Source organism: Burkholderia sp. NFPP32, assembly GCF_900119325.1.
GTDB lineage: Bacteria > Pseudomonadota > Gammaproteobacteria > Burkholderiales > Burkholderiaceae > Burkholderia > Burkholderia pyrrocinia_C.
The window spans coordinates 23978-43422 of sequence record NZ_FPJP01000010.1 but is presented as its reverse complement, the minus strand read 5'-3'; the positions used below and the strand labels follow the sequence as shown (position 1 = coordinate 43422).

Here is a 19445-nt window from a genome sequence, read left to right as displayed (position 1 = left end):
CATCAGAAATCCACTTTCATGCTGACGGCGACCGTGCGTCCGGGCGACGTATAGGCGTCGAGCACCTGCGAATCGGCCGCGATGCCGCGCACGTCCGACCAGTTCCAGTATTTGCGGTCGAACAGGTTGCGGATGCCGATCGTCGCGCTCACGTGCTTGTTGAAGCGGTAGCCGCCGCGCAGGTCGACGACGAACGACGACGGCGGCGTGAAGCACGCCTTGTTCGAACAGTCGGATTTGTCGATGTCCTTGTCGCGTTTCGCAGCCTGGAACAGCAGGTCGGTCTGCACGAACCAGCGCTCGCCCGGCTCGTAGCGCACGCCGAACACGGCCGAGAACGGGTTGACCGTGTTGAGCGGCTGGCTGGCCGCGCCGTCGTTCTGCGTCGAACCCTTCGTGAACGCCATCGCCGTCTTCAGCGTGATGCCGTTCGGCATCGCCCATTCGGCGCGGCCTTCGAGGCCGTGGATACGCGCGTCGGCGAAGTTCACGTACTGGAATACGGACGGGTCGGTCGGCCGGCCGCTGCCGGCGATCGTCGTGCGCGAGATGAAGTTGCGGTAGCGGCCCGTGAACGCGGCCGCGCTGTAGCGCACGACACCGTAGCCGGTGCCGGCCTTGCCGCGCAGGCCCGCTTCGAACGTATCGCTCGTCTCGGGCTTCAGGTTCGGGTTGCCGATCGACGTGTAGCCGTACACCGGGTTCGAGAAGCTGCTGTTGACCTGGTCGGGCGTCGGCGCGCGGAAGCCGTGCGCATACTGCACGTACGGAATGACCGCGGGCGTGATCTCGTAGAGCACGGCGACGCGCGGCGACAGTTCGTTCGCGCTCGTCGACACGGCCTTGCCGGTGAACAGCGGATCGTTTCCGGTCGGGCTCAGCCGGTATGTGTCGAAGCGCAGGCCCGGCGTGACGAGCAGGCGGCCGTAGCCGATCTGGTCCTGCACGAACGCGCCGAACAGCGTGTAGTCGGTGTCGGGGAACGCCTTGTTCGGGAACGCTTCGCCGACGCCCGGCACCGTGCCGTCGCGCAGGTTCGTCACGCGCGACAGGCTGCCGTCGACGCCATACAGCAGCTTGTGCGCGAGCGGGCCCGTCGCGAAGCCGCTTTCGGCAAACGCGGAGCCGCCGAACGTGCGTTCCTTGTATTGGTTGTCGCGCGAGCGCGACTTAAGCGGCGCGCCGCGCGTCTCGAACGCGTACTGGTCCTGCTTCGCGTCCTGGTAGTAGAACTGCACATGCGCGGTCTGGAACCAGCGGAACGCGTCGTCGCGGAAGTCGTAGTCGACGCTGAAGCGGTTGCGCTCGAGCCGGTCGTTCGTCGTGAGGCCGAGCGTGGTCGGCGGATTGATCGCGGACAGCACGTCGGTGCTCACGCGCCGCTGCCCGGTTTCCGCGGTGAACTTGATCGTGTCGCGCGCGGTGGGCGTCAGCACGAGCTTGCCGAGCAGCGATTCGGAATAGACGTCCTGCGGGTTCGACGTCGTGCGCAGCGTGCTCGCCGAGTTGTTGCCGCCGCGCGTGTCGACCTCGTGGCCGCGGCGGCCGTCGGCGATGATCGTCCCCTGCACGCGGTCGTTGCCGCCCGCGGCCGACACGGTCGCGCCGATGCTGCGGTCGGCCGAGTCGTAGCTCGGCCGGAACGAGAAGTAATAGGGCTTGTGGTAGATCGACAGCAGGTCGCGCGGATCCTTCGTGATGAAGTTCACGGCGCCGGTCAGGCCGTCGCTGCCGTAGAGCGCCGAGGCCGGCCCGCGCAGGATCTCGATGCGCTTGAGCGTGTCGAGATCGGCGTAGTCGCCGCGCCCCGCTTCGAGCGGCCCGAACGAGAACGCGTTCGGCAGGCGGATGCCGTCTTCCATCAGCAGCACGCGATTGCCTTCGAGGCCGCGGATGTTGATGCTCGAATCGCCGTCGCGGCCCCCGCCGAGCGCGGCGCTGCCGGGGCGGTAAGCGGTGCGGCGCACCGTGATGCCCGGCTCGTAGCGCAGCGCGTCCTTGATGTTGGTGGCCTGCTGTTCCTCGAGATCCTCGTCGGTGATCACCGACACCGACGCCGCCGTGCGGCTCGCGGCGGTGGCGGTGCGGGTGGCCGTGACGGTGACGGGGTCGAGCAGCGCCGCATCGCCGCGCTTGGACGCGGCGACGAGGACGGCAGGAGGCGGGGTGGCGCCTTGCGGCGACGAATCGGCGTGAGCCGGGGCGGCGGACAGGCCGAACGCGCCGAACAGCGCGGCACAGATCGGCCGCCGCGCCAGCGGATAGCAATGCACAGGTGGTCTCCCATTGACGAAAACAAGCCCGAAGGCTGGCTGGGTGACGCGTTCACCTGGCTGGCCCGTCCGCGCGCGGCATGCGGCGAACGGCGAATTGAAAGAAACTGATAACTTTACCAGTGTAAATGAGAATCATTATCAATACAAGGAAGGAAAGCGGCCCGTGCGGGTGAGCGCTTGCCTGCGCGGCTCGAGTGAGCCGCGGCGGGAAATTCGGGAGAAACGCGCAGGCGCGCCGGCGCTAGGCCAGCGCTTCGATGCGGATCAGCAGATTGCGCGCATGCGCGATGAACGCATCGTGCGTCGCGCGATCGCTGTGGCTTTCGAGGCCCGCCTGTTCGGCGAACGCGATCTGTTCGGTGTAGAGATCGACGAGCGCACGGCGTTCGTCAAGGGGAAGCGCGCGGATCATCGACACGAGCAGCAGTTCCTGCGCGCGAAGCATGCCGGACAGCAATTGAACGTTCATGCCGACCTCCTCGGACGATGCGGCGGCGGGCCGCTCTTTCCATACTAGGCGGTCGGCGTACGCAGCGCAGGCGCGGGGTTCGCGATGATGACGCGGGAAGCCGATTCGACGAAGACGACTCGGCCCGACGCAACGATGTGCCGCGCGAGCCGATACGCGCCGCGCGCATCCGCGGATCGCGAATCCAAGCGTGCAGCGATGCGAATGGAATCAGCCTGCAGCCGTTGCGGCTTGCGCATCGCGCACGACCTGCGCGACGCGTTCGACGAATTCGGCGTCGACGCTCGACAGCGCTTCGCGCTTGCCGTCGGGCATCTCGACCATCAGGCGATACGTGACGTCCTGCGTGGTCCAGGCGAGATAACCGACGACGGCGAGCATCACGCCGACGACGAGTGCGGCGCTCGATGCGCCGATGCCGCCTGCGATGGCGGCGGCCGCACCGATCAGCGAGATCAGCGCCGGAACGACACGGTTTTTCGGAATCTTGACGACGTCGACGTGGCGGATGTCACGCAGCGCGAATACCTGCCCGGCGGCCGACAGGCCGTTGCGCGTGATCATGACGCCGCGTTCGTTGAATGCGTTTTCCATCGTGTGTTGCGTGGACGAAAACGCGCAGCGTAGCAGGTTTCGTTGCCGCGTCAAACGAGACCGACTGCCGCACGATGCGTGCGGGACGGCCGAAATGCGGGAAGCGGGGGAACGGGAAGGCGTTCAGAACTGCAGCCGGCCGTCGCCGTAAAGCCGGCCCGGCACGTGCGATGCAACGACCTCGGCGATCTCTTCGTCGGTCGATTCGGCCGGCACGATCTGGCGCCGCGCGGGCGCGTCGAGATGCATCGTCCATTCGACGAGCCGGTACGGGCGGCCCCACGGGCGCTGCATTGCTACCGATACGCGGCAGCTCTGGACCGGCAGCGAGTGTTGGCACGTCAGAATCGCGTGCAGATGGCTGAAAACGGTATCTTCGATCATCATGGCCTCCGATCCTGTCTTGTGGGCAATCGATGGCGGCGCCGTCGGCATTTAAAAAAAAAGCCGCCGATGCTCAGGCGGCCAACAGGGGGGGTGAGAGCATCCTCTCAGCCCAGAATTAAGCGAAACTTAAAAGCAGATAAAAAAGCGCCCCGCGTGGAGCGGGGCGCTTCTTGCCGTCGTGATCCGCGAGTTAAGCGGATGCTTTAGAACTTGTGACGGATACCGACGCGAGCGGCGAGCTGGTTCGACGAGCCGTTGCCCGACGTGTTGAAGTAGCTCGTGCTCGAACCGATCTGCGCCTGCACGTTGTTGCCCGACGCCTTCTGGTAGACGACGAGGCCGTACACGTCCGTGCGCTTGCTGAGCGCGTAGTCGAGACCCAGGTTGCCCTGGTTCCAGTGCGCCGAGCCGCCGCTCTGCGTCGCGTTCGTGTACGTGTAGCCGGCTGCTGCCGACAGGGCCGGCGTGATCGCATACTTCAGGCCTGCTTCGTATGCGTTGTAGAACGTGCCCGATGCGCCGCTCGCGAGCGGGGTGAACTGCGTGCGCGTCCACAGCAGCCATGCGGTCGCCGGGCCGAAGATGTAGCGGCCGCCGACGCCATACGTGCGCAGGTCGCGGATGTTGCCCGTGCTGATGTTCGCGATCGTCGTCGAGAACGCCGGCGTCGACTGGCTCGGGAAGCGGATGTCCGTGTAGGCAGCGCCGAGCGAGAACGGGCCGTTCGCGTAGTTCAGGCCGAAGCTGTATGCGCGCGACGAGCCTGCCGTCGTCGTCGTGCCCGACGTCGTGGCCGGTGCGCCGGCGAAGTCGGTCGAGTTCGAGAAGCCGTACAACGCGCCGAACGTGAAGCCGGCGTAGTTCGCGCTCTGGAACTTCACCGAGTTGTTGATGCGGCTCGACGTGAGCTGGTCGACGTCGTTCACGTGGTACGCGTAGTTACCCGCGACCGTGTTGCCGCCCGTCGAGTAGTTCGAGCCGAGGATGTCGGTCGAGAACGAGTACTGACGGCCGAACGTGACCGTGCCGTATTGCGACTGGCTCAGGCCGACGTAAGCCTGGCGACCGAAGATCGCGCCGCCCTGGCCGATCGTGCCGTTGCCGCTGTTGAAGCCGTTTTCGAGCACGAAGATCGCCTTCAGGCCGCCACCGAGGTCTTCGGTGCCGCGCAGGCCCCAACGGCTGCCCTGGGCAACGCCGTCGTCGTACTTGAACAGCTTGCCCGAGCCGCCGGTGGCGGTCTTGCTGTGGTTCACGTAGCTGATACCGGCATCGATGACGCCGTACAGGGTCACGCTGCTTTGCGCGTGTGCCGTGCCGGCCGTTGCTGCGAGGGCGGCGATGGTCAACAGTTTCTTGTTCAAAGGATTCTCCGAGCGAATAAATGGCGTGTCCAGTTGCGGTTCCGGCGCTCTCTGTGGGCGCTTTCACGGACCGGCGGCAACTTTATCGGCGGGCCACGTAATGAATATGACAGCGACTGTCATATGAAGAATGTGTGGTGCCGATGCGACATTGGATTCTGCCCGGTTGTATAGCGGGGAGTTATACCGATTTCGGCTGAGATTCGATCCGGATCGGGAATATGCACATGAAATAAGCTTGGTTGGCGGTGTTCGGGCCCCGTGCCACGATCCGTGCTCCAACAACGACACGGGACAAGAGGACACCATGCGACGTTCGATCCTGACCGGCCTCGGCGCACTCGCCGCGGCGCTGGCATTCGCGGCGCCCGGCGCGCACGCCGACCCGCAAACGCTGAAGATCGGCACGATGAGCGGCCCCGACGCGCAGATCTGGACCGAAGTAACGAAAGTGGCCGCGCGCGAAGGGCTTGCGATCAAGGTCATCGAATTCAACGACTACGTGCAGCCGAACGCGGCGCTCGATTCGGGCGACCTCGACGCGAACGGCTTCCAGCACCAGCCGTTCCTCGACAGTCAGATCAAGCAGCGCGGCTACAGGATCGTCAACGTCGGGCTTACCTACACTGCGCCGATGGGTTTCTATTCGAAGAAGATCAAGTCGCTGAAGGACTTGCCGGTCGGTGCGAAGGTCGGGATCCAGAACGATCCGTCGAACGGCAACCGCGCGCTCCTGCTGCTGCAGAAATACGGGGTGATCAAGCTGAAGCCGGGCGCCGGCACGAACGGCGTGAACGCGACGCCGCTCGACGTCGCCGAGAATCCGAAGAAGATCAGGATCGTCGAGCTCGATGCCGCTCAGCTGCCGCGCGCGCTGCCCGATGTCGATGCCGCGTCGATCAACACCGACTACGCGGTGAAGGCGGGGCTCACGCCGGTGAAGGATGCGATCGCGATCGAGGATCTGCGCGGCCCGTACGCGAACCTGATCGCGGTGCGCGCGCAGGACAAGGACAAGCCGTGGGTGAAGAAGCTCGTCGCGGCCTATGAATCGGACGACGTGCGCAAGTTCATCGACCAGAAGTTCGGCGGCGCGATCGTGCCGGCGTTCTGATCGCCCAGGCGTGCCGCCGCCCGGCCGGATCGCCGGGCATATCGGAAAGCAAATCGCCCGCGCTAGCGGGCGATTGCATTGGTGCGCGTTGGAACGCGTCGATGCGCGCCGTTACCCGGCGCGCGGGCCGATCTCAGGCCGACAGCAGCGAACCCGTGCGGATCGCGGTTGCGCCGGCGATTCGCGCGACTTCCATGCCGGCCGTCGCGAAGCGCACGATCTGGCGCGCATACAGCACGCCCGACACGCTGCTCTTCAGCGTGACGACGCGATCGGTCAGCGGATCGACGATGTCGGCCACTTCCTGGCCGGCCTCGATCATCGCGCCGACCGGCGTGCGGAACACGATCACGCCCGACACCGGCGCGACGAGCGGATCGGTGCCTGCGAGCGGCGTGGCCGGATGCGCGAGCGGCGGCAGCGGCGCCGGCGTACCGTCGACGATGCCGCGCTCGGTCAGGTATTCGACGATCGCCTGAGAATCCTTTTCGGCGAACTCGTACGACACGTCGCGTTCGCTGCGCAGTTCCACCGTGACGGAAATCGCGCCGTTCGGGATCGGGAAGCGGTCGCCGAAGCGGTTGCGCAGATCCGACCAGCAGAAGCTGTGGATCTCGTCGAACGGGTTGCCGACCGAGTTCAGCGCGAGCAGCGACGCCTGCGCGTCGAGATAGCGCGACAGCGGCTCGACGTCCGGCCACAGATCGGGGTTCGTATAGAGGTGCATCACCGCATCGCTGTCGCAGTGCAGGTCGAGCACGATATCGGCGTCGAACGACAGCTTCTGCAGCGCGAGGCGCTGCGAGTCGAGCTCGGTGCGCGGCTTCTGCTCGTCGAGCGCTTCGCGCATCGCGGCGCGCACGGCGACGAGGTTGCGCTGCGCGTCGTTCGTGAGCCGGCTTTCGACGCGCGGCAGCACGAGCGCCGCGAGATCGTAGAAATTGCGGTTGAAGTTCTGCATCGAGCCGAGCTCGAAGCGGCCGAGGTGATCGCCGAACACGTGTTGCGACAGGCCGATCGGGTTCGGCACGGGCACGATGACGACTTCGCCGCGCAGCTTGCCGGCCGTCTCGAGCGCGGCGATCTTGCGGCGCAGCAGCGCGGCAACCAGCATGCCGGGCAGTTCGTCCGCGTGCAGCGACGACTGGATATAGACCTTCTTGCCGCCGCGCGGGCCGTAGTGGAAGCTCGTGATCTGGCGTTCGGTGCCGACGGCGGGGGAAATCAGCGGATGGGTCTGCGTTTGCATGATGAGGGGAGTGCGGCGCAGCCGCGAATGATCCGGTGTGCGTGGAAGATTGATTGTACGTTGCCTGCGTCGCCGCCATCAAACCGGTGCCGGAGCACGCTGTTTTTCCTTGAGAATCATGAGGTTGGCGCGGAAAAAAACGGGCTCCTCGCGGAGCCCGTTTGCTTCGAAGCGAATGACTCGCTTGCTTGCCGGATTACTTGCCGTAGACGTCGAAATCGAAGTACTTCTTCGCGATCTTGTCGTACGTGCCGTCCTTGCGCATGCCGGTGATCGCGCTGTCGATCTTCGCCTTCAGGTCGGTGTCTTCCTTGCGCAGGCCGATGCCGGCGCCGTTGCCGAGCGTCTTCGGATCGTCGATATCCTTGCCTGCGAAATCGAAGCCCGCGCCGCGCGGCGTCTTCAGGAAGCCGATCTCGGCCTGCACCGCGTCCTGCAGCGCGCCGTCCAGACGGCCCGCGATCAGGTCGGCATAGACCTGGTCCTGGTTCTGGTAGGGGACGACCTTCACGCCCTTCGCCGCCCAGTAGGTCTTTGCGTAGGTTTCCTGGATCGTGCCCTGTTCGACGCCGATCGACTTGCCCTTCAGCGATTCGGCCGTCGGCAGCAGGCCGGCGCCCTTCTTCGCGACGAGGCGCGTCGGCGTATTGAACAGCTTCGACGAGAACGCGATCTGTTCCTCGCGCGCCGGCGTCATCGACATCGACGACAGCACGCCGTCGAACTTGCGCGCCTTCAGTGCCGGGATCATCCCGTCGAAGTCGTTTTCGATCCACACGCACTTCGCGTTCATGCGGCGGCAGATTTCGTTGCCGAGGTCGACGTCGAAGCCGACCACCTTGCCGTCGGGGCCTTTCGATTCGAAAGGCGGGTAGCTTGCGTCGACGCCGAACCGCACGGTCGTCCAGTCCTTCGCATACGCGCTGCCGGCCGATACGGCAAGCAGGGCAACGGTCACAGCCGCAAGAATCTTTTTCACTCGGTGACTCCTCGTTTTGTTCGATGGGTGCGCGGTTGTGCCGCGCCATAAGCCTTCGGTCCGGCACGGCTTCGCGCCGGACTGTCCGTTTCGCCCGCCCGATGCGGGCGCGCGACGTGCGGAGATTATCAAGACAAAATACCGGCAGGGCGCCTAGGACAAGCCCCGATACCGGGCCCGGCGGCGGCGCGCGGGGGCGCGCGACCGTTTCAGACACAGGAACGATTCAACCGAGCGTTTCGTTGACCGCCCGCTGCAGGCACGTGACGAATCGAGAAACGGCGGGCGTGGGCAGCATGTCGCGCCGCGCGATGATCGACAGGTCGAAGCGCGGCATGCTTTCGTCGAGTTCGGCCGTGCGGATGCCGAGCGGCGCGACCATCGCGGCGAGCGGGCGCGTGAAGCAGCCGATCACGTCCGAGCGCGCGACGAGCCCGAGCGTCACCGCGAACGACATCGGCGATCTCAGCAGACGTTTCGGCAGCGGCAGCCCGCGCGCCTCGAACATCCCGACCATCACGCTGTGCGGAAACTGCTCGGCGCCGACGGTGACGATCCACTCGGCGTCGAGCAATTCCTCTAAACGGCGCGCATGCGCGAGCGGGTGGCCCTCGCGCATCACGACGGTGAATTCGGTCGACAGCAGCGGCGATTGCGTGAAATCGCGGTCGAGCGCGGGCACATGGTGCATCGCGGCGATGTCGAGCGTGCCGTTGCGCAATTGAGCGAGCGCGTCGGGCACCGTCACTTCCTCGAGATGCAGGCTGACGTTCGGCATCGACCGGCGGAACGCCGTCACCGCGTGCGGCAGCGCCGTCAGCGCGATCGACGGCATCGTGCCGACCGCGACGCGCCCCGACATCTCGCCTTTCACCTGCTCGACGGCCTCGACCGTGCGGCGGATGTCGCCGAGCAACTGCTCGGCACGCGGCAGCAGCGCATGGCCGCAGGCGGTCAGCTCGACGCCGCGCACGCTGCGCGCGAGCAGTTCCGCGTTGAGCGCCGTTTCGAGTTCGCGGATCGTGTGCGTGATCGCGGGCTGCGTGACGCCGAGCTCGCGTGCGGCGGCGCGCAGGCTCTTGAGATGCGCGGCGGAGACGAATGCCTGGAGCTGCGCGATGTTCAGGGGATTGCGGATGCGGGTCATCGGTCGGGTCCGGTTGGCGCGAAAGGGGCTTTGGCGGGCGAAGTGGCGGGGGCGGCGGCTTCCGGTCGCGATCCTGACGATTGTGCGCGTGGGTTCACGTCGTCGGGGCGACGCATCGGGTGCCGATGCGCAGCGCGAGCGTCATGCGCCGGACCGCGCGCGGAACGCGTGACGATACCGCTGCGGCGACGTGCCGACGATGCGCGCGAACCGCTCGCGAAACGCGGTCACCGAACCGAACCCGGCTTCCGTTGCCACATGTTCGATCGACAGCTCCGTGACTTCCAGCAACTGCTGCGCATGCCTGACGCGCGCGGTCTGCAGCCATTGCCGCGGCGACGTGCCCGTCTGCTCCTGAAAGCGCCGCGTCAGCGTGCGCACGCTCGTCGACGCCTTGCGGGCCATCGCGTCGAGCGTGAGCGGCTTGTGCAGGTTGGCCTGCAGCCAGTCCATCAGGCTTTGCAGCCCGTCGGTGCCGGCCGGCCATTCCGGCGCGATGAACTGCGCCTGCCCGCCTTCGCGGACGCGCGGCGCCACCGCGCAGCGTGCGGCGTCGACGGCGACCGCCGCGCCGTAGTCGGCCTGGATCATGTGCAGGCACAGATCGAGGCCGGCCGCTGCGCCGGCCGACGTCAGGATCTGGCCGTTGTCGATGAACAGCACGTTCGGGTCGACCGTCACGTTCGGGTAGCGGCGCGCGAGTTCGCCGGCCGCCAGCCAGTGCGTCGTCGCGCGCAGGCCGTCGAGCAGACCGGCTTCCGCGAGCACGAACGCGCCGCTGCAGATCGACGCGATCCGGCAACCGCGCGCGGCCGCCGCGCGCAGGGCCGCGATCGCGCGGCGCGACGTCGGCGCAAGCGGCACGGACGTGCCGGGGACGACGATCGTGTCGGCGTCGGCGAGCGCATCGAGACGAAACGCGGGCCGCAGTTCGAACAGGTCGCCGGCGACGCGCGCATGCTCGCTGCACACGCGCACGCGGTACGCATGCTCGACGCCGGGCGAACGCACGCGCGCGAACGTGTCGCATGCGACGCCCAGATCGAACGGGACGACATCGGGCAGAGCGAGGACGGCGACCGTATGCATGGCGTTCGAGGCCGTGGCCAGAATCCGTTTAAAGATGGCATTCTAGCCAATGGATCGGGCCCGTGCCACACGCCATAATTGCGGCTGACCAACCTGGGGGCCCATCAATGAAACAAGGCGATCGCAATGCGTTGCGCAACCTGCAGTATCTGTCGCTGCTGGAGGCGACCACGCTCGTCGTGCTGGTGTGCATTGCCGTGCCGCTCAAGCATCTGGCCGGTTATCCGGCCGCGGTATCGATCATGGGCCCGATTCACGGTATCGCTTTCGCGATGTACGTGTGGGCGGTCGTCGGCACCGCGTCGAGCGGGCTGTGGAGCAAGGGCGACGTCGCGCGGCTCGTGCTGTCGGCCGTCGTGCCGTTTGCGGGGCTGGCGAGCGCCGGATGGATCGCGCGCAGGCGGCACGCGCAATGATTTACCTGCTGCTCAAGGCCGCGCATGTCGTCGCCGTCGTCACGTTCGTCGGCGGGCTGCTGATGCTGTCCGTCGGCATCCGTATCGCCAACCTCGCCGTGCATCGCGCGGTGCGGCGCTGGGATCGTTCGGTGACGGTGCCCGCGCTCGCGCTCGTCTGGATCACGGGGATTGCGATCGCGCTGAGCGGACACTGGTTCGGCGCCGCGTGGCTGTCGGTGAAGCTGGCGGTCGTCACCGCGCTGTCGGCGCTGCACGGGATGCTGGCCGGCACGCTGCGGCGCATGGAACGCGACGATCTCGTCGTCGTGCCCGCGCAATGGCTCGGGCACGCAGCGGGCGCTGTCGTGGTCGCGGCGGGGATCGTCGTCGGGCTGGTCGTGATCAAGCCGTTTTGATGCGTTGGCTTACGCGAGCGCCGTTTCGACGGCCGCCAGCATGCGGCGCCGGATCCACCCGCTCCCGAGCCGGATCGCGAGCCAGTACGGCGTAAACAGCCGCCGCGTCCGTGCGATCGGGCAGTGGATGAAGGTTTCGGTACGCAGGATGTACGCACCCGATGCCAGCCCGACGACTTCGAACCGGAGCACCAGCTTCGCGTCGCGTGGGTCGTCGTGCCGGACGAAGGCCGTTGCATCGGCGATGGCGCGCACGTCGGTCGTCGGGCGCCAGAAGCGTCCGACGAGACCGAGCGACAGCGACGTGTCGTCCCGGTGAAGCAGCGTGAACGTGTGGAAACCGAAACGCGCGCGTTCGCTTCGGGCCGGCCCGTTGCGAAGCGTGTCGACGATGGCCGACGGGAATTCGCGCACCGTCATCAGTGCATCGATGACCGGATCGGCGCGCATGTCGAGCGCCGCGACCGCGTCGATGATGCGGGCCGGCGACGCATGGATCGGCTGCGATTCGTGCACTTCGTGGAAGCCGAACGACGGGATGAACGGCGGCTTGCGCGCCGAGGTCCGGGTGCTCGATTCGGAGACGATGCCGAGCGCGTTCATGGCGGCTCCTGAAGGCAAAGCTCGATCGTAGCACCGGGCGCGAATTCGCGCCGCGCCGCTTCGGCGATGCGCATCGCACCGCGCCGCATCGACAAAAAAAGCCCGGAAACTCGCGTTCCCAGGCGGGAGACCATCAACGATGATGGTGGAGGAGACGTTGTCGTCCTGATGCGCGCCGTCCTTCTGCCGGCGACGTCGCGCACGATCCGCGGTCAGATCGCCCAGCCGCCGAGATAGAACGTGACGAGCACGGCCGCGATCAGCACGGTGCCGACGTTGAGCTTGCGGAATTCGCCGCTCGCGATGCGGCCGATCACGAGCGTCGAGAAGCCGAGCATGATGCCCGTCACGATGTTCGCGGTCAGCACGATGAACACGGCGCACACGAGGCCCGACATCGCATCGACCATGTCGTCCATGTGCAGCTTGCTCACGCTGCCGAGCATCAGCAGGCCGACGTACATCAGCGCGGGTGCCGTGGCGTACGACGGCACGAGGCCCGCGAGCGGCGAGAAGAACATCACGACGAGGAACAGCAGGCCGACCACGGCCGCCGCGAGGCCCGTCTTCGCGCCGGCGGCCACGCCGACGCTCGACTCGATGTAGGCCGCCGCCGGCGCGCCGCCGAGGAAGCCGGAGAAGATCGAACTGAGCGAATCGGCGGTCAGCGCGCGGCCGCCGTTGATGATGCGGCCGTTCTCGTCGAGCTGGCCGGCCTGCCCGGCGACCGCGCGGATCGTGCCGGTTGCGTCGAACACGGCAGTCATCACCAGCGCCAGCACGCTCGGCAGCACGGCCATCGACAGCGCGCCCTTGATGTCCATCGCGCCGATCAGCGACGCATGGCCCGGTGCGCTCAGCGACGGCAGCGCGAAGATGCCGTGGTACTTCACGGCCGGGTCGAACACGAGGCCGAACACCGAGATCGCGATCACGACGAGCAGGATGCCGCCCGGCACGCGACGCTTTTCGAGGCCGAAGATCGCGGCGAGGCCGACGACCGACATGATGACCGGGAACGCGGTGATCTGGCCGAGCGAGACCGGCAGGCCGGCACCCGGGTTCTTGATCACGAGGCCGACGTCGTTCGACGCGATCAGCAGCAGGAACAGGCCGATGCCGATGCCGGTGCCGTGCGCGACGCCCGCGGGCAGGTTGCGCAGGATCCACGAGCGCACGCCGGTGACCGAGATGCCCGTGAACACGAGGCCCATCAGGAACACGGCGCCGAGCGCGACCGTTGGATGCAGCCCCTTGCCGAGCACGAGGCCGAACGCGGTGAACGCGGTCAGCGAGATCGCGCAGCCGATCGCGATCGGCAGCTTCGCCCACAGGCCCATCAGCAGCGAGCCGAACGCGGTGGTGAGGCAGACCGCGACGAACACGGCGCTCGTGTCGAAGCCGGCCTTGCCGAACATGCCGGGCACGACGAACACGGAATAGACCATCGCGAGGAACGTGGTCACGCCCGCAATGATTTCGCGGCGCTGCGTGCTGCCGCGCGACGAAATGCCGAAGTACCGGTCGATGACTCCCTGGGTGCCAAAGTCCGTTTCATCCGTGCCGACGCCGACCGTCGGCTGCACCGGGGTATCACTCATGAGCTTGCTCCTTTATCAGCATGCTGAAACGGCCCGCAGCGAGCCGTCGTCAGGGTGTCTCGAATCTGGTTGGAATTGTCGGCAACGTCGTGGGGACGAATGACGCGTGATCCGTGTCGTCATGCGCGAATCGAAACGATCGCGAGCGTGTCGCGTCGTACGATGCGTGGTGTGGTCGACCCCGTCACGTGTGCTTTGCCGTAGCGAAGGTTAGGCGAACCGCCCATCACGTCCCATTGGGGGAAGAGCATGCAGCGCATGTCGCAGCGCTTATATCGGCGTGAAACGGGGCTTCGTCGTGCCGGAACGCGTGTATACGCCTAGTTCGAATCCGTTAAGGCGACTATTTGAACGCGGGGCCGGCGGGCAGGGCGGCAGCGGGTGGTGCATCGGGCATTACGAAAGTCTTTCGTCGTGGCCGGTCCCGTCCACGCGTCAATTGTGCGCGAGACGCTCGAGGTACGCGCAAAACATGTCGCCCATGGCCGCCGAATACGCGTCGATTTCCGCAGGTGTGCGCTCGCTTTCCGAAAACGCCTTGCCGGCCGTGGCGAGCGTGGTGGTGATCAGGTCGCATGCGAGCGCGCGCGTGGCGTCCGGCACATCGGGCAGCGCCTCCCGCATGAACGCCTGGAAGATGCGGTTGCCGGCCGCTTTTGCTTCCCGCGCCTCGGGCGCGTCGCGATAGAGCGGCGCGGCGTCGTCGAGCGCGATGCGCATGCGCGCCTCGTCGCATTCCGAACGGATGAACGCGTGGACGGCCGTGCGCAGCCGCTCGGGCGGCGTTTGACGCGCGTCCTCCAGCATGCCGCGCAGCATCTCGGACGTCTGCCGCCATTCGTCGTGCTGCAGCCGGAACAGCACGGCCGCCTTGTTCGGGAAGTACTGGTACAGCGAGCCGACGCTCACGCCGGCCCGCTCGGCGACGCGCGCCATCGTGAAGCGCTGCGCGCCTTCGCTCGCCAAAACCTGAACAGCGGCCTGGAGGACGTCTTCGACGAGACGCGTCGAGCGGGCCTGCCGGGGCTGTTTGCGCGTGGCGATCCGGGTGTTTCGGCGGTCGGTCATGAGCGGTTTGCCAATGCGAATAGTAAAACCTGAATAGTTCGTCATATTCTAATCGGGTGCAACGACGCACTCAACCCGATACCGGAGATTCGCATGACCACCCTGATTCTCGACCCGCTTGCCTCGCTGCTGGAGCGCCTGTTCGACGAGGCCGACGCGTCGTCGCCCGCGACGAGCCCGGACTTTGCCGACCTGTCGCACGACGAGCACGCGCGGCTGATGCGCAGCAAGACCGACTACGCCGATTTTTATGCGCGGCTGAAGGACTACCCGCTCGCCGTATCGCGCGAGACGGGCACGCTGCTGTACATGCTCGCGCGCAGCCGCGGCGCGCGGGCGATCGTCGAATTCGGCACGTCGTTCGCCATTTCGACGCTGCATCTTGCGGCCGCGCTGCGCGACAACGGCGGCGGCCGGTTGATCACGAGCGAGTTCGAGCCGTCGAAGGTCGTGCGCGCGCGGGCGAACCTGACGGCCGCCGGGCTTGCCGATCTCGTGGAGATTCGCGAAGGCGATGCGCTGCGCACGCTGGCCGCCGACCTTCCGGATACGGTCGATCTGCTGCTGCTCGATGGCGCGAAGGCGCTGTATCCCGAGATACTCGCGCTGGTCGAACCGCGGCTCGGGGCGGGTGCGTTCGTCGTCGCCGACAACGCGGAATACAGCCCTGACTACCTCGCTTATGTGCGCGCGCCGGAAAACGGCTATCTGTCGGTGCCGTTCGGCGGCGATGTCGAGCTGTCGATGCGGATACGCTGACGCGCGCGCATCATTTCGTAGCCTGAACGACGACGATGAAGATGCCACGTATCCAATCCATAAATGCAGGATAACTGATCAAATGGACGGGCTGCGAGCAACCTGAAGGCGGCGTCCGCGCTTGGGGGCGCCGCCGTGCGTTACTTCAGGAACACGTATCGCGCGAAATACGGAAAGCGGCCGATCGCATGCTCGGTCGCGCACGTCGCGGCCGGCGGCGTGCCGCCCGCGGTATCGAGCCGTTGCACGAAGCGCACGCCGGCCAGCGTGCCGGTTGCGGCCGGCGTCGCGGCGAGCAGCAGTTGCGGAATGCTGTTCGGGCGTGCGCTCGGCGCTTCCGCGAGCTTCTTGCCGGTGATGCGGCTGCCGTCGAGCGCTTCCCACGACGGCCCCGCGCCGTGCCGGACGACGAGCGTGCCGCCGGCATCGAACAGCATCGCCTCCGGGCGCTGGAATGTCCACGCGAGCCGGTGTTCATTGTCGTATTCGCATGCGTAGATCTGCACGCCGGTCGCGGTCGTCGAGAGCACGGGCGTCGCAGGCTCGGGCGGCGCGAGACCGGCCGCATCGTCGGCGTAAGCCGGCAACGTGAAAGCCGAGAAGGAAAGGCCGGCCGCGAGGGCCAGCAGCATGTCGCGTTTCGGGGAACGGCTTGGCATGGCGGGGCGTCCTTTCAGGTCGGGTGACGGTCGTGCGGAGTCGATCCCGTAAACGCTAGACGCCGATTGCGCAGGCTGCAATTCGGAAATGGCAATCGCGGCGATAGTCGCCGCGATTGCGACCGAATGGCTATGCGCGGCCGCTCGTCGCGGCGGTCGCGCTTAAGCGGCTCAGGCCGCGCCGGCCGGCGTCGGCGCGTGTTCCGCGATCAGGCGCTCGGCCTTCAGCACGCCCCACAGTTCGGACGGAATCGGCGCCGCGGCGAGCCGCAGGTTCTCGTCGATGCGATCGGGCCGGCTCGCGCCGGGGATCACGGCGGCGACGGCCGGGTGCGCGAGCGAGAACTGCAGCGCCACCGCACGAACATCGACGCCGAAGCGCTCGCCGATCTGCCGGATGCGCGCGACGCGATCGAGCATGTCCTGCGTCGCCGGCTGATACTCGAAGTGGGTGCCTCCGGCGAGCACGCCGGAATTGTACGGACCGCCGACGATGATGCCGAGCCCGCGCGCGACGCTTTCCGGCATCAGCCGTTCGAGCGCGCCCGCATGGTCGAGCAGCGTGTAGCGGCCGGCGAGCAGGAAGCCGTCGGGATCCGAGCGTTCGAGTGCGAGCTCGCACGGCTCGACGCGGTTCACGCCGAGGCCCCAGCCCTTGATGACCTTCTCGTCGCGCAGCCGCGTGAGCGCTTTCGCCGCACCCGACATCGCGACGTCGAACACGTCGAGCCAGCGCTCGCCGTGGAAGTCGATGGCCGGATCGTGGATCCACACGGTGTCGAGCCGGTCGGTGCGCAGCCGCTCGAGGCTCGCTTCGATCGAGCGCAGCGTGCCGTCCTCGGTGTAGTCGTAGACGATCTTGTTCGGCAGGCCATGGCGAAACAGTCCGCCCTTCTCGCCGAGATCGCGCTGCGACGCGTCCTCGTGTTCGTCGAGGACCAGCCGGCCGACCTTCGTGCCGAGCGAATATTCGTCGCGCGGACGGCCTGCGAGCGCTTCACCGAGGCGCAGCTCGGCGAGGCCCGCGCCATACAGCGGCGCGGCGTCGAAGTAGCGGATGCCGCTTTCCCAGGCCGCATCGACCGTGGCCAGTGCTTCTTCGTTCGGGATGTCGCGATACATGTTGCCCAGCGGCGCCGTGCCGAAACCCAGGCGGGAAGGGAGCGTGATTCTCATGTCGGATTCCAGTGGATCGTTCACGCGGCGGCTTGCGCGAGCGTCGGATAGTCCGTCAGGCCCTGTGCGCCGCCGCCGAACAGCGTGTTGCGGTCGTGCGGCGTGAGCGCGGCGCCGGTGCGCAGGCGCTCGGGCAGATCGGGGTTCGCGACGAACGGGCGGCCGAAGGCGACGAGGTCGGCCCAGCCGGCGGCGATCGCTTCGCGCGCGCGCTCGGCGGTGTATGCACCGGCGTAGATCAGCACGCCCGGGTACGCGGCGCGCAGTTGCCGCTTGAATTCGACCGGCATCAGCGGTGCGTCGTCCCAGTCGGCTTCCGCGATGTGCAGGTAGCCGACACCGAGCTCGCCGAGCAGCTTCGCGGCGGCGAGGTAGGTCGTTTCCGGATCGTCGTCGACGCAGCCGTTCAGCGTGGTCAGCGGCGCGAGGCGGATGCCGACGCGCGACGCGTCGCCGGTGCCTTCGATCAGCGCCTGCGCGACTTCGCGCAGGAAGCGCAGCCGGTTTTCCAGCGAGCCGCCGTACGCGTCGGTGCGCGTGTTCGCATTCGAGTCGATGAACTGGTTCACGAGATAGCCGTTCGCGCCGTGCAGTTCGACGCCGTCGAAGCCGGCTTCGATCGCGTGGCGCGCGGCGGCGCGGTACTGGCCGACGATCTCGCGGATCTCGTCGATCGTCAGCGCGCGCGGCTCGGACGCCTGCACGAAGCCCGGCGTGCTGCCGTCTTCACCGGCGATGAACACGTTCACGCCCTTCGCCTGGATCGGCGACGACGACACGGGTTGCCGGCCGCCGAGCAGGCTCGTGTGGCTCAGCCGGCCGACGTGCCACAGCTGCGCGAACATGCGCCCGTGCGCAGCATGCACGGCGTCCGTCACCTTGCGCCAGCCGGCGACCTGCGACGGCGTGTGAATGCCGGGCGTCCACGCGTAGCCCTTGCCGAGCGGCGCGATATAGGTGCCTTCGCTGACGATCAGGCCCGCGCTCGCGCGCTGAGCGTAATACGCGGCCATCAGTTCGTTGGCTTCGTCGCCGGGCTGGCTCGCGCGCGAACGCGTCATCGGCGGCATCACGATGCGGTTCGGCAGCGTCAGCGTGCCGAGTCGCAGCGGTTGAAAAAGCGGGTCCTGGGTCATGATGAATTCCTGTCGGTGCCACGGCCGGCCGGCCGCGGACGGGTCGATTGAGGGTGCGGCGCGCTTAGTCCCACTTCGGCGCGAGGCCGGCCGGGTCGACTTCGCGGCCGTTGCGGTCAAGCGCGGCGATCTGCGCCATGTCTTCGTCGGTCAGGCGCAGCGTCTGTGCGAGCAGGTTGCTCGCGAGGTTCTCGCGCTTCGTCGACGACGGAATCACCGAGTAGCCGAGCTGCAGCGCCCACGCGAGTGCGACCTGTGCGGGCGTCGCGTGATGACGTTGCGCGATCGCGCCGATCACCGGGTCGCCGAGCACCTTGCCGTACGCGAGCGTCATGTACGACGTCACGTGGATGCCTTCGCCGTTCAGGAACTCGACGAGCTTGCGGTTCTGCAGGTACGGGCTCAGTTCGATCTGGTTCGTCGCGATCGCATCCTTGCCGACGGCCGCGATCGCTTCCTTCGTCAGTGCGATGTTGAAGTTCGAGATGCCGATCTGGCGCGTGAGGCCCTTTGCCTTCGCATCGGCCAGCGCGGTCATGAACGTGTCGAGCGCGACGCCGTTGTCCGGGGCCGGCCAGTGGATCAGCGTCAGGTCGACATGGTCGGTGCGCAGCTTGCGCAGGCTTTCTTCGAGGCTCGGCACGAGCTTGTCCGGCGCGTAGTTGTCGACCCAGATCTTGGTGGTCAGGAACAGGTCTTCGCGGCGCACGCCCGATGCGGCGATCGCTTCGCCGACTTCGGCTTCGTTGGCGTAGATCTGCGCGGTGTCGATCGCGCGGTAGCCGACCTCGAGGCCGTTGCGGACCGAGTCGACGACGACCTGGCCTTGCAGGCGGAAGGTGCCGAGGCCGAATGCGGGAATCTTGCTCATCGTGTGCTCCTGGGAGAGGGGAACGGTTGCGGTATGCGAGTCATTCTGGCGTTTGAGACTGATGAGATAAACGCCTTTAGAGGTCAAAAA

Annotated in this window: 20 protein-coding genes; 4 read left to right on the top strand and 16 right to left on the bottom strand. The window is 66.9% G+C overall.

The window, feature by feature from the left end; translation table 11 throughout:
* Positions 1-2: 2 nt before the first annotated feature.
* The 5 genes from BT264_RS19595 to BT264_RS19575 form a co-directional block, all read right to left on the bottom strand.
* On the bottom strand, positions 3-2273 hold the full coding sequence (locus tag BT264_RS19595) for a TonB-dependent hemoglobin/transferrin/lactoferrin family receptor (RefSeq protein WP_072440197.1): 2271 nt from the start codon (positions 2271-2273) through the stop codon (positions 3-5).
* A gap of 244 nt (positions 2274-2517) precedes the next feature.
* Positions 2518-2745, bottom strand: a complete 228-nt coding sequence (locus BT264_RS19590) for a hypothetical protein (RefSeq protein ID WP_034181704.1) — start codon at positions 2743-2745, stop codon at positions 2518-2520.
* Between the two features lie 210 nt (positions 2746-2955).
* Complete coding sequence (locus tag BT264_RS19585; RefSeq protein WP_072440201.1) at positions 2956-3339, bottom strand: DUF6232 family protein; 384 nt, start codon at positions 3337-3339, stop codon at positions 2956-2958.
* 123 nt (positions 3340-3462) lie between these two features.
* Positions 3463-3723, bottom strand: a complete 261-nt coding sequence (locus BT264_RS19580) for a DUF2866 domain-containing protein (RefSeq protein WP_072440302.1) — start codon at positions 3721-3723, stop codon at positions 3463-3465.
* 206 nt (positions 3724-3929) lie between these two features.
* A complete protein-coding gene (locus BT264_RS19575; RefSeq protein ID WP_072440203.1) occupies positions 3930-5090 on the bottom strand; it encodes a porin in 1161 nt (386 codons plus the stop codon).
* 307 nt (positions 5091-5397) lie between these two features.
* Here BT264_RS19575 and BT264_RS19570 point away from each other — a divergent pair, with 307 nt between their 5' ends.
* Positions 5398-6204, top strand: a complete 807-nt coding sequence (locus tag BT264_RS19570) for a MetQ/NlpA family ABC transporter substrate-binding protein (RefSeq protein WP_034181708.1) — start codon at positions 5398-5400, stop codon at positions 6202-6204.
* Between the two features lie 133 nt (positions 6205-6337).
* On the opposite strand, the gene BT264_RS19565 is transcribed toward BT264_RS19570, so the two are convergent.
* From BT264_RS19565 to BT264_RS19550, 4 genes are all read right to left on the bottom strand, one after another.
* Positions 6338-7453: a succinylglutamate desuccinylase/aspartoacylase family protein gene (locus BT264_RS19565; RefSeq protein ID WP_072440205.1), complete on the bottom strand. Its 1116-nt coding sequence runs from the start codon at positions 7451-7453 to the stop codon at positions 6338-6340.
* 196 nt (positions 7454-7649) lie between these two features.
* Positions 7650-8432 carry an ABC transporter substrate-binding protein gene (locus tag BT264_RS19560; protein ID WP_072440207.1) on the bottom strand — a complete coding sequence of 261 codons (783 nt, stop codon included), beginning with the start codon at positions 8430-8432 and terminating at the stop codon, positions 7650-7652.
* A gap of 226 nt (positions 8433-8658) precedes the next feature.
* Positions 8659-9579 carry a LysR family transcriptional regulator gene (locus tag BT264_RS19555; RefSeq protein WP_072440209.1) on the bottom strand — a complete coding sequence of 307 codons (921 nt, stop codon included), beginning with the start codon at positions 9577-9579 and terminating at the stop codon, positions 8659-8661.
* 141 nt (positions 9580-9720) lie between these two features.
* On the bottom strand, positions 9721-10668 hold the full coding sequence (locus tag BT264_RS19550) for a GlxA family transcriptional regulator (protein WP_072440210.1): 948 nt from the start codon (positions 10666-10668) through the stop codon (positions 9721-9723).
* Positions 10669-10775: 107 nt separating this feature from the next.
* On the opposite strand from BT264_RS19550, the gene BT264_RS19545 reads away from it, so the two are divergent.
* Positions 10776-11084, top strand: coding sequence for a DUF3817 domain-containing protein (locus BT264_RS19545; protein WP_072440212.1), 309 nt, complete (start codon positions 10776-10778; stop codon positions 11082-11084).
* Positions 11081-11482 (top strand): CopD family protein, encoded by a 402-nt coding sequence (locus BT264_RS19540; RefSeq protein ID WP_072440304.1) that lies wholly within the window; start codon positions 11081-11083, stop codon positions 11480-11482. Before BT264_RS19545 ends, BT264_RS19540 begins: the two co-directional genes overlap by 4 nt.
* A gap of 9 nt (positions 11483-11491) precedes the next feature.
* Here the strand turns inward: BT264_RS19540 and BT264_RS19535 are convergent, their stop codons facing one another.
* The 3 genes from BT264_RS19535 to BT264_RS19525 form a co-directional block, all read right to left on the bottom strand.
* Entirely contained in the window at positions 11492-12085 is a 594-nt protein-coding gene (locus tag BT264_RS19535; protein ID WP_072440214.1) for a hypothetical protein, read from the bottom strand.
* A 212-nt stretch (positions 12086-12297) separates the two neighbouring features.
* Complete coding sequence (locus tag BT264_RS19530; RefSeq protein ID WP_072440216.1) at positions 12298-13686, bottom strand: NCS2 family permease; 1389 nt, start codon at positions 13684-13686, stop codon at positions 12298-12300.
* 435 nt (positions 13687-14121) lie between these two features.
* On the bottom strand, positions 14122-14754 hold the full coding sequence (locus tag BT264_RS19525; protein WP_371287110.1) for a TetR/AcrR family transcriptional regulator: 633 nt from the start codon (positions 14752-14754) through the stop codon (positions 14122-14124).
* A 93-nt stretch (positions 14755-14847) separates the two neighbouring features.
* Here BT264_RS19525 and BT264_RS19520 point away from each other — a divergent pair, with 93 nt between their 5' ends.
* Positions 14848-15513 (top strand): O-methyltransferase, encoded by a 666-nt coding sequence (locus BT264_RS19520; protein ID WP_072440220.1) that lies wholly within the window; start codon positions 14848-14850, stop codon positions 15511-15513.
* A gap of 140 nt (positions 15514-15653) precedes the next feature.
* On the opposite strand, the gene BT264_RS19515 is transcribed toward BT264_RS19520, so the two are convergent.
* From BT264_RS19515 to dkgB, 4 genes are all read right to left on the bottom strand, one after another.
* Positions 15654-16172 carry a DUF3455 domain-containing protein gene (locus BT264_RS19515; protein ID WP_072440222.1) on the bottom strand — a complete coding sequence of 173 codons (519 nt, stop codon included), beginning with the start codon at positions 16170-16172 and terminating at the stop codon, positions 15654-15656.
* 171 nt (positions 16173-16343) lie between these two features.
* A complete protein-coding gene (locus tag BT264_RS19510) occupies positions 16344-17348 on the bottom strand; it encodes an aldo/keto reductase (protein WP_072440224.1) in 1005 nt (334 codons plus the stop codon).
* A 20-nt stretch (positions 17349-17368) separates the two neighbouring features.
* Entirely contained in the window at positions 17369-18484 is a 1116-nt protein-coding gene (locus BT264_RS19505) for an alkene reductase (RefSeq protein ID WP_072440226.1), read from the bottom strand.
* A gap of 64 nt (positions 18485-18548) precedes the next feature.
* Entirely contained in the window at positions 18549-19355 is an 807-nt protein-coding gene (gene dkgB, locus BT264_RS19500; RefSeq protein WP_072440228.1) for a 2,5-didehydrogluconate reductase DkgB, read from the bottom strand.
* Positions 19356-19445: the final 90 nt, after the last annotated feature.

Coding starts and splice junctions, on each gene's coding strand:
- BT264_RS19590 (WP_034181704.1), bottom strand. CDS start 2,745: ATGAACGTTCAATTGCTGTCCGGCATGCTTCGCGCGCAGGAACTGCTG.
- BT264_RS19585 (WP_072440201.1), bottom strand. CDS start 3,339: ATGGAAAACGCATTCAACGAACGCGGCGTCATGATCACGCGCAACGGC.
- BT264_RS19580 (WP_072440302.1), bottom strand. CDS start 3,723: ATGATCGAAGATACCGTTTTCAGCCATCTGCACGCGATTCTGACGTGC.
- BT264_RS19570 (WP_034181708.1), top strand. CDS start 5,398: ATGCGACGTTCGATCCTGACCGGCCTCGGCGCACTCGCCGCGGCGCTG.
- BT264_RS19565 (WP_072440205.1), bottom strand. CDS start 7,453: ATGCAAACGCAGACCCATCCGCTGATTTCCCCCGCCGTCGGCACCGAA.
- BT264_RS19555 (WP_072440209.1), bottom strand. CDS start 9,579: ATGACCCGCATCCGCAATCCCCTGAACATCGCGCAGCTCCAGGCATTC.
- BT264_RS19550 (WP_072440210.1), bottom strand. CDS start 10,668: ATGCATACGGTCGCCGTCCTCGCTCTGCCCGATGTCGTCCCGTTCGAT.
- BT264_RS19545 (WP_072440212.1), top strand. CDS start 10,776: ATGAAACAAGGCGATCGCAATGCGTTGCGCAACCTGCAGTATCTGTCG.
- BT264_RS19540 (WP_072440304.1), top strand. CDS start 11,081: ATGATTTACCTGCTGCTCAAGGCCGCGCATGTCGTCGCCGTCGTCACG.
- BT264_RS19535 (WP_072440214.1), bottom strand. CDS start 12,085: ATGAACGCGCTCGGCATCGTCTCCGAATCGAGCACCCGGACCTCGGCG.
- BT264_RS19530 (WP_072440216.1), bottom strand. CDS start 13,686: ATGAGTGATACCCCGGTGCAGCCGACGGTCGGCGTCGGCACGGATGAA.
- BT264_RS19525 (WP_371287110.1), bottom strand. CDS start 14,754: ATGACCGACCGCCGAAACACCCGGATCGCCACGCGCAAACAGCCCCGG.
- BT264_RS19520 (WP_072440220.1), top strand. CDS start 14,848: ATGACCACCCTGATTCTCGACCCGCTTGCCTCGCTGCTGGAGCGCCTG.
- BT264_RS19515 (WP_072440222.1), bottom strand. CDS start 16,172: ATGCCAAGCCGTTCCCCGAAACGCGACATGCTGCTGGCCCTCGCGGCC.
- BT264_RS19510 (WP_072440224.1), bottom strand. CDS start 17,348: ATGAGAATCACGCTCCCTTCCCGCCTGGGTTTCGGCACGGCGCCGCTG.
- BT264_RS19505 (WP_072440226.1), bottom strand. CDS start 18,484: ATGACCCAGGACCCGCTTTTTCAACCGCTGCGACTCGGCACGCTGACG.
- dkgB (WP_072440228.1), bottom strand. CDS start 19,355: ATGAGCAAGATTCCCGCATTCGGCCTCGGCACCTTCCGCCTGCAAGGC.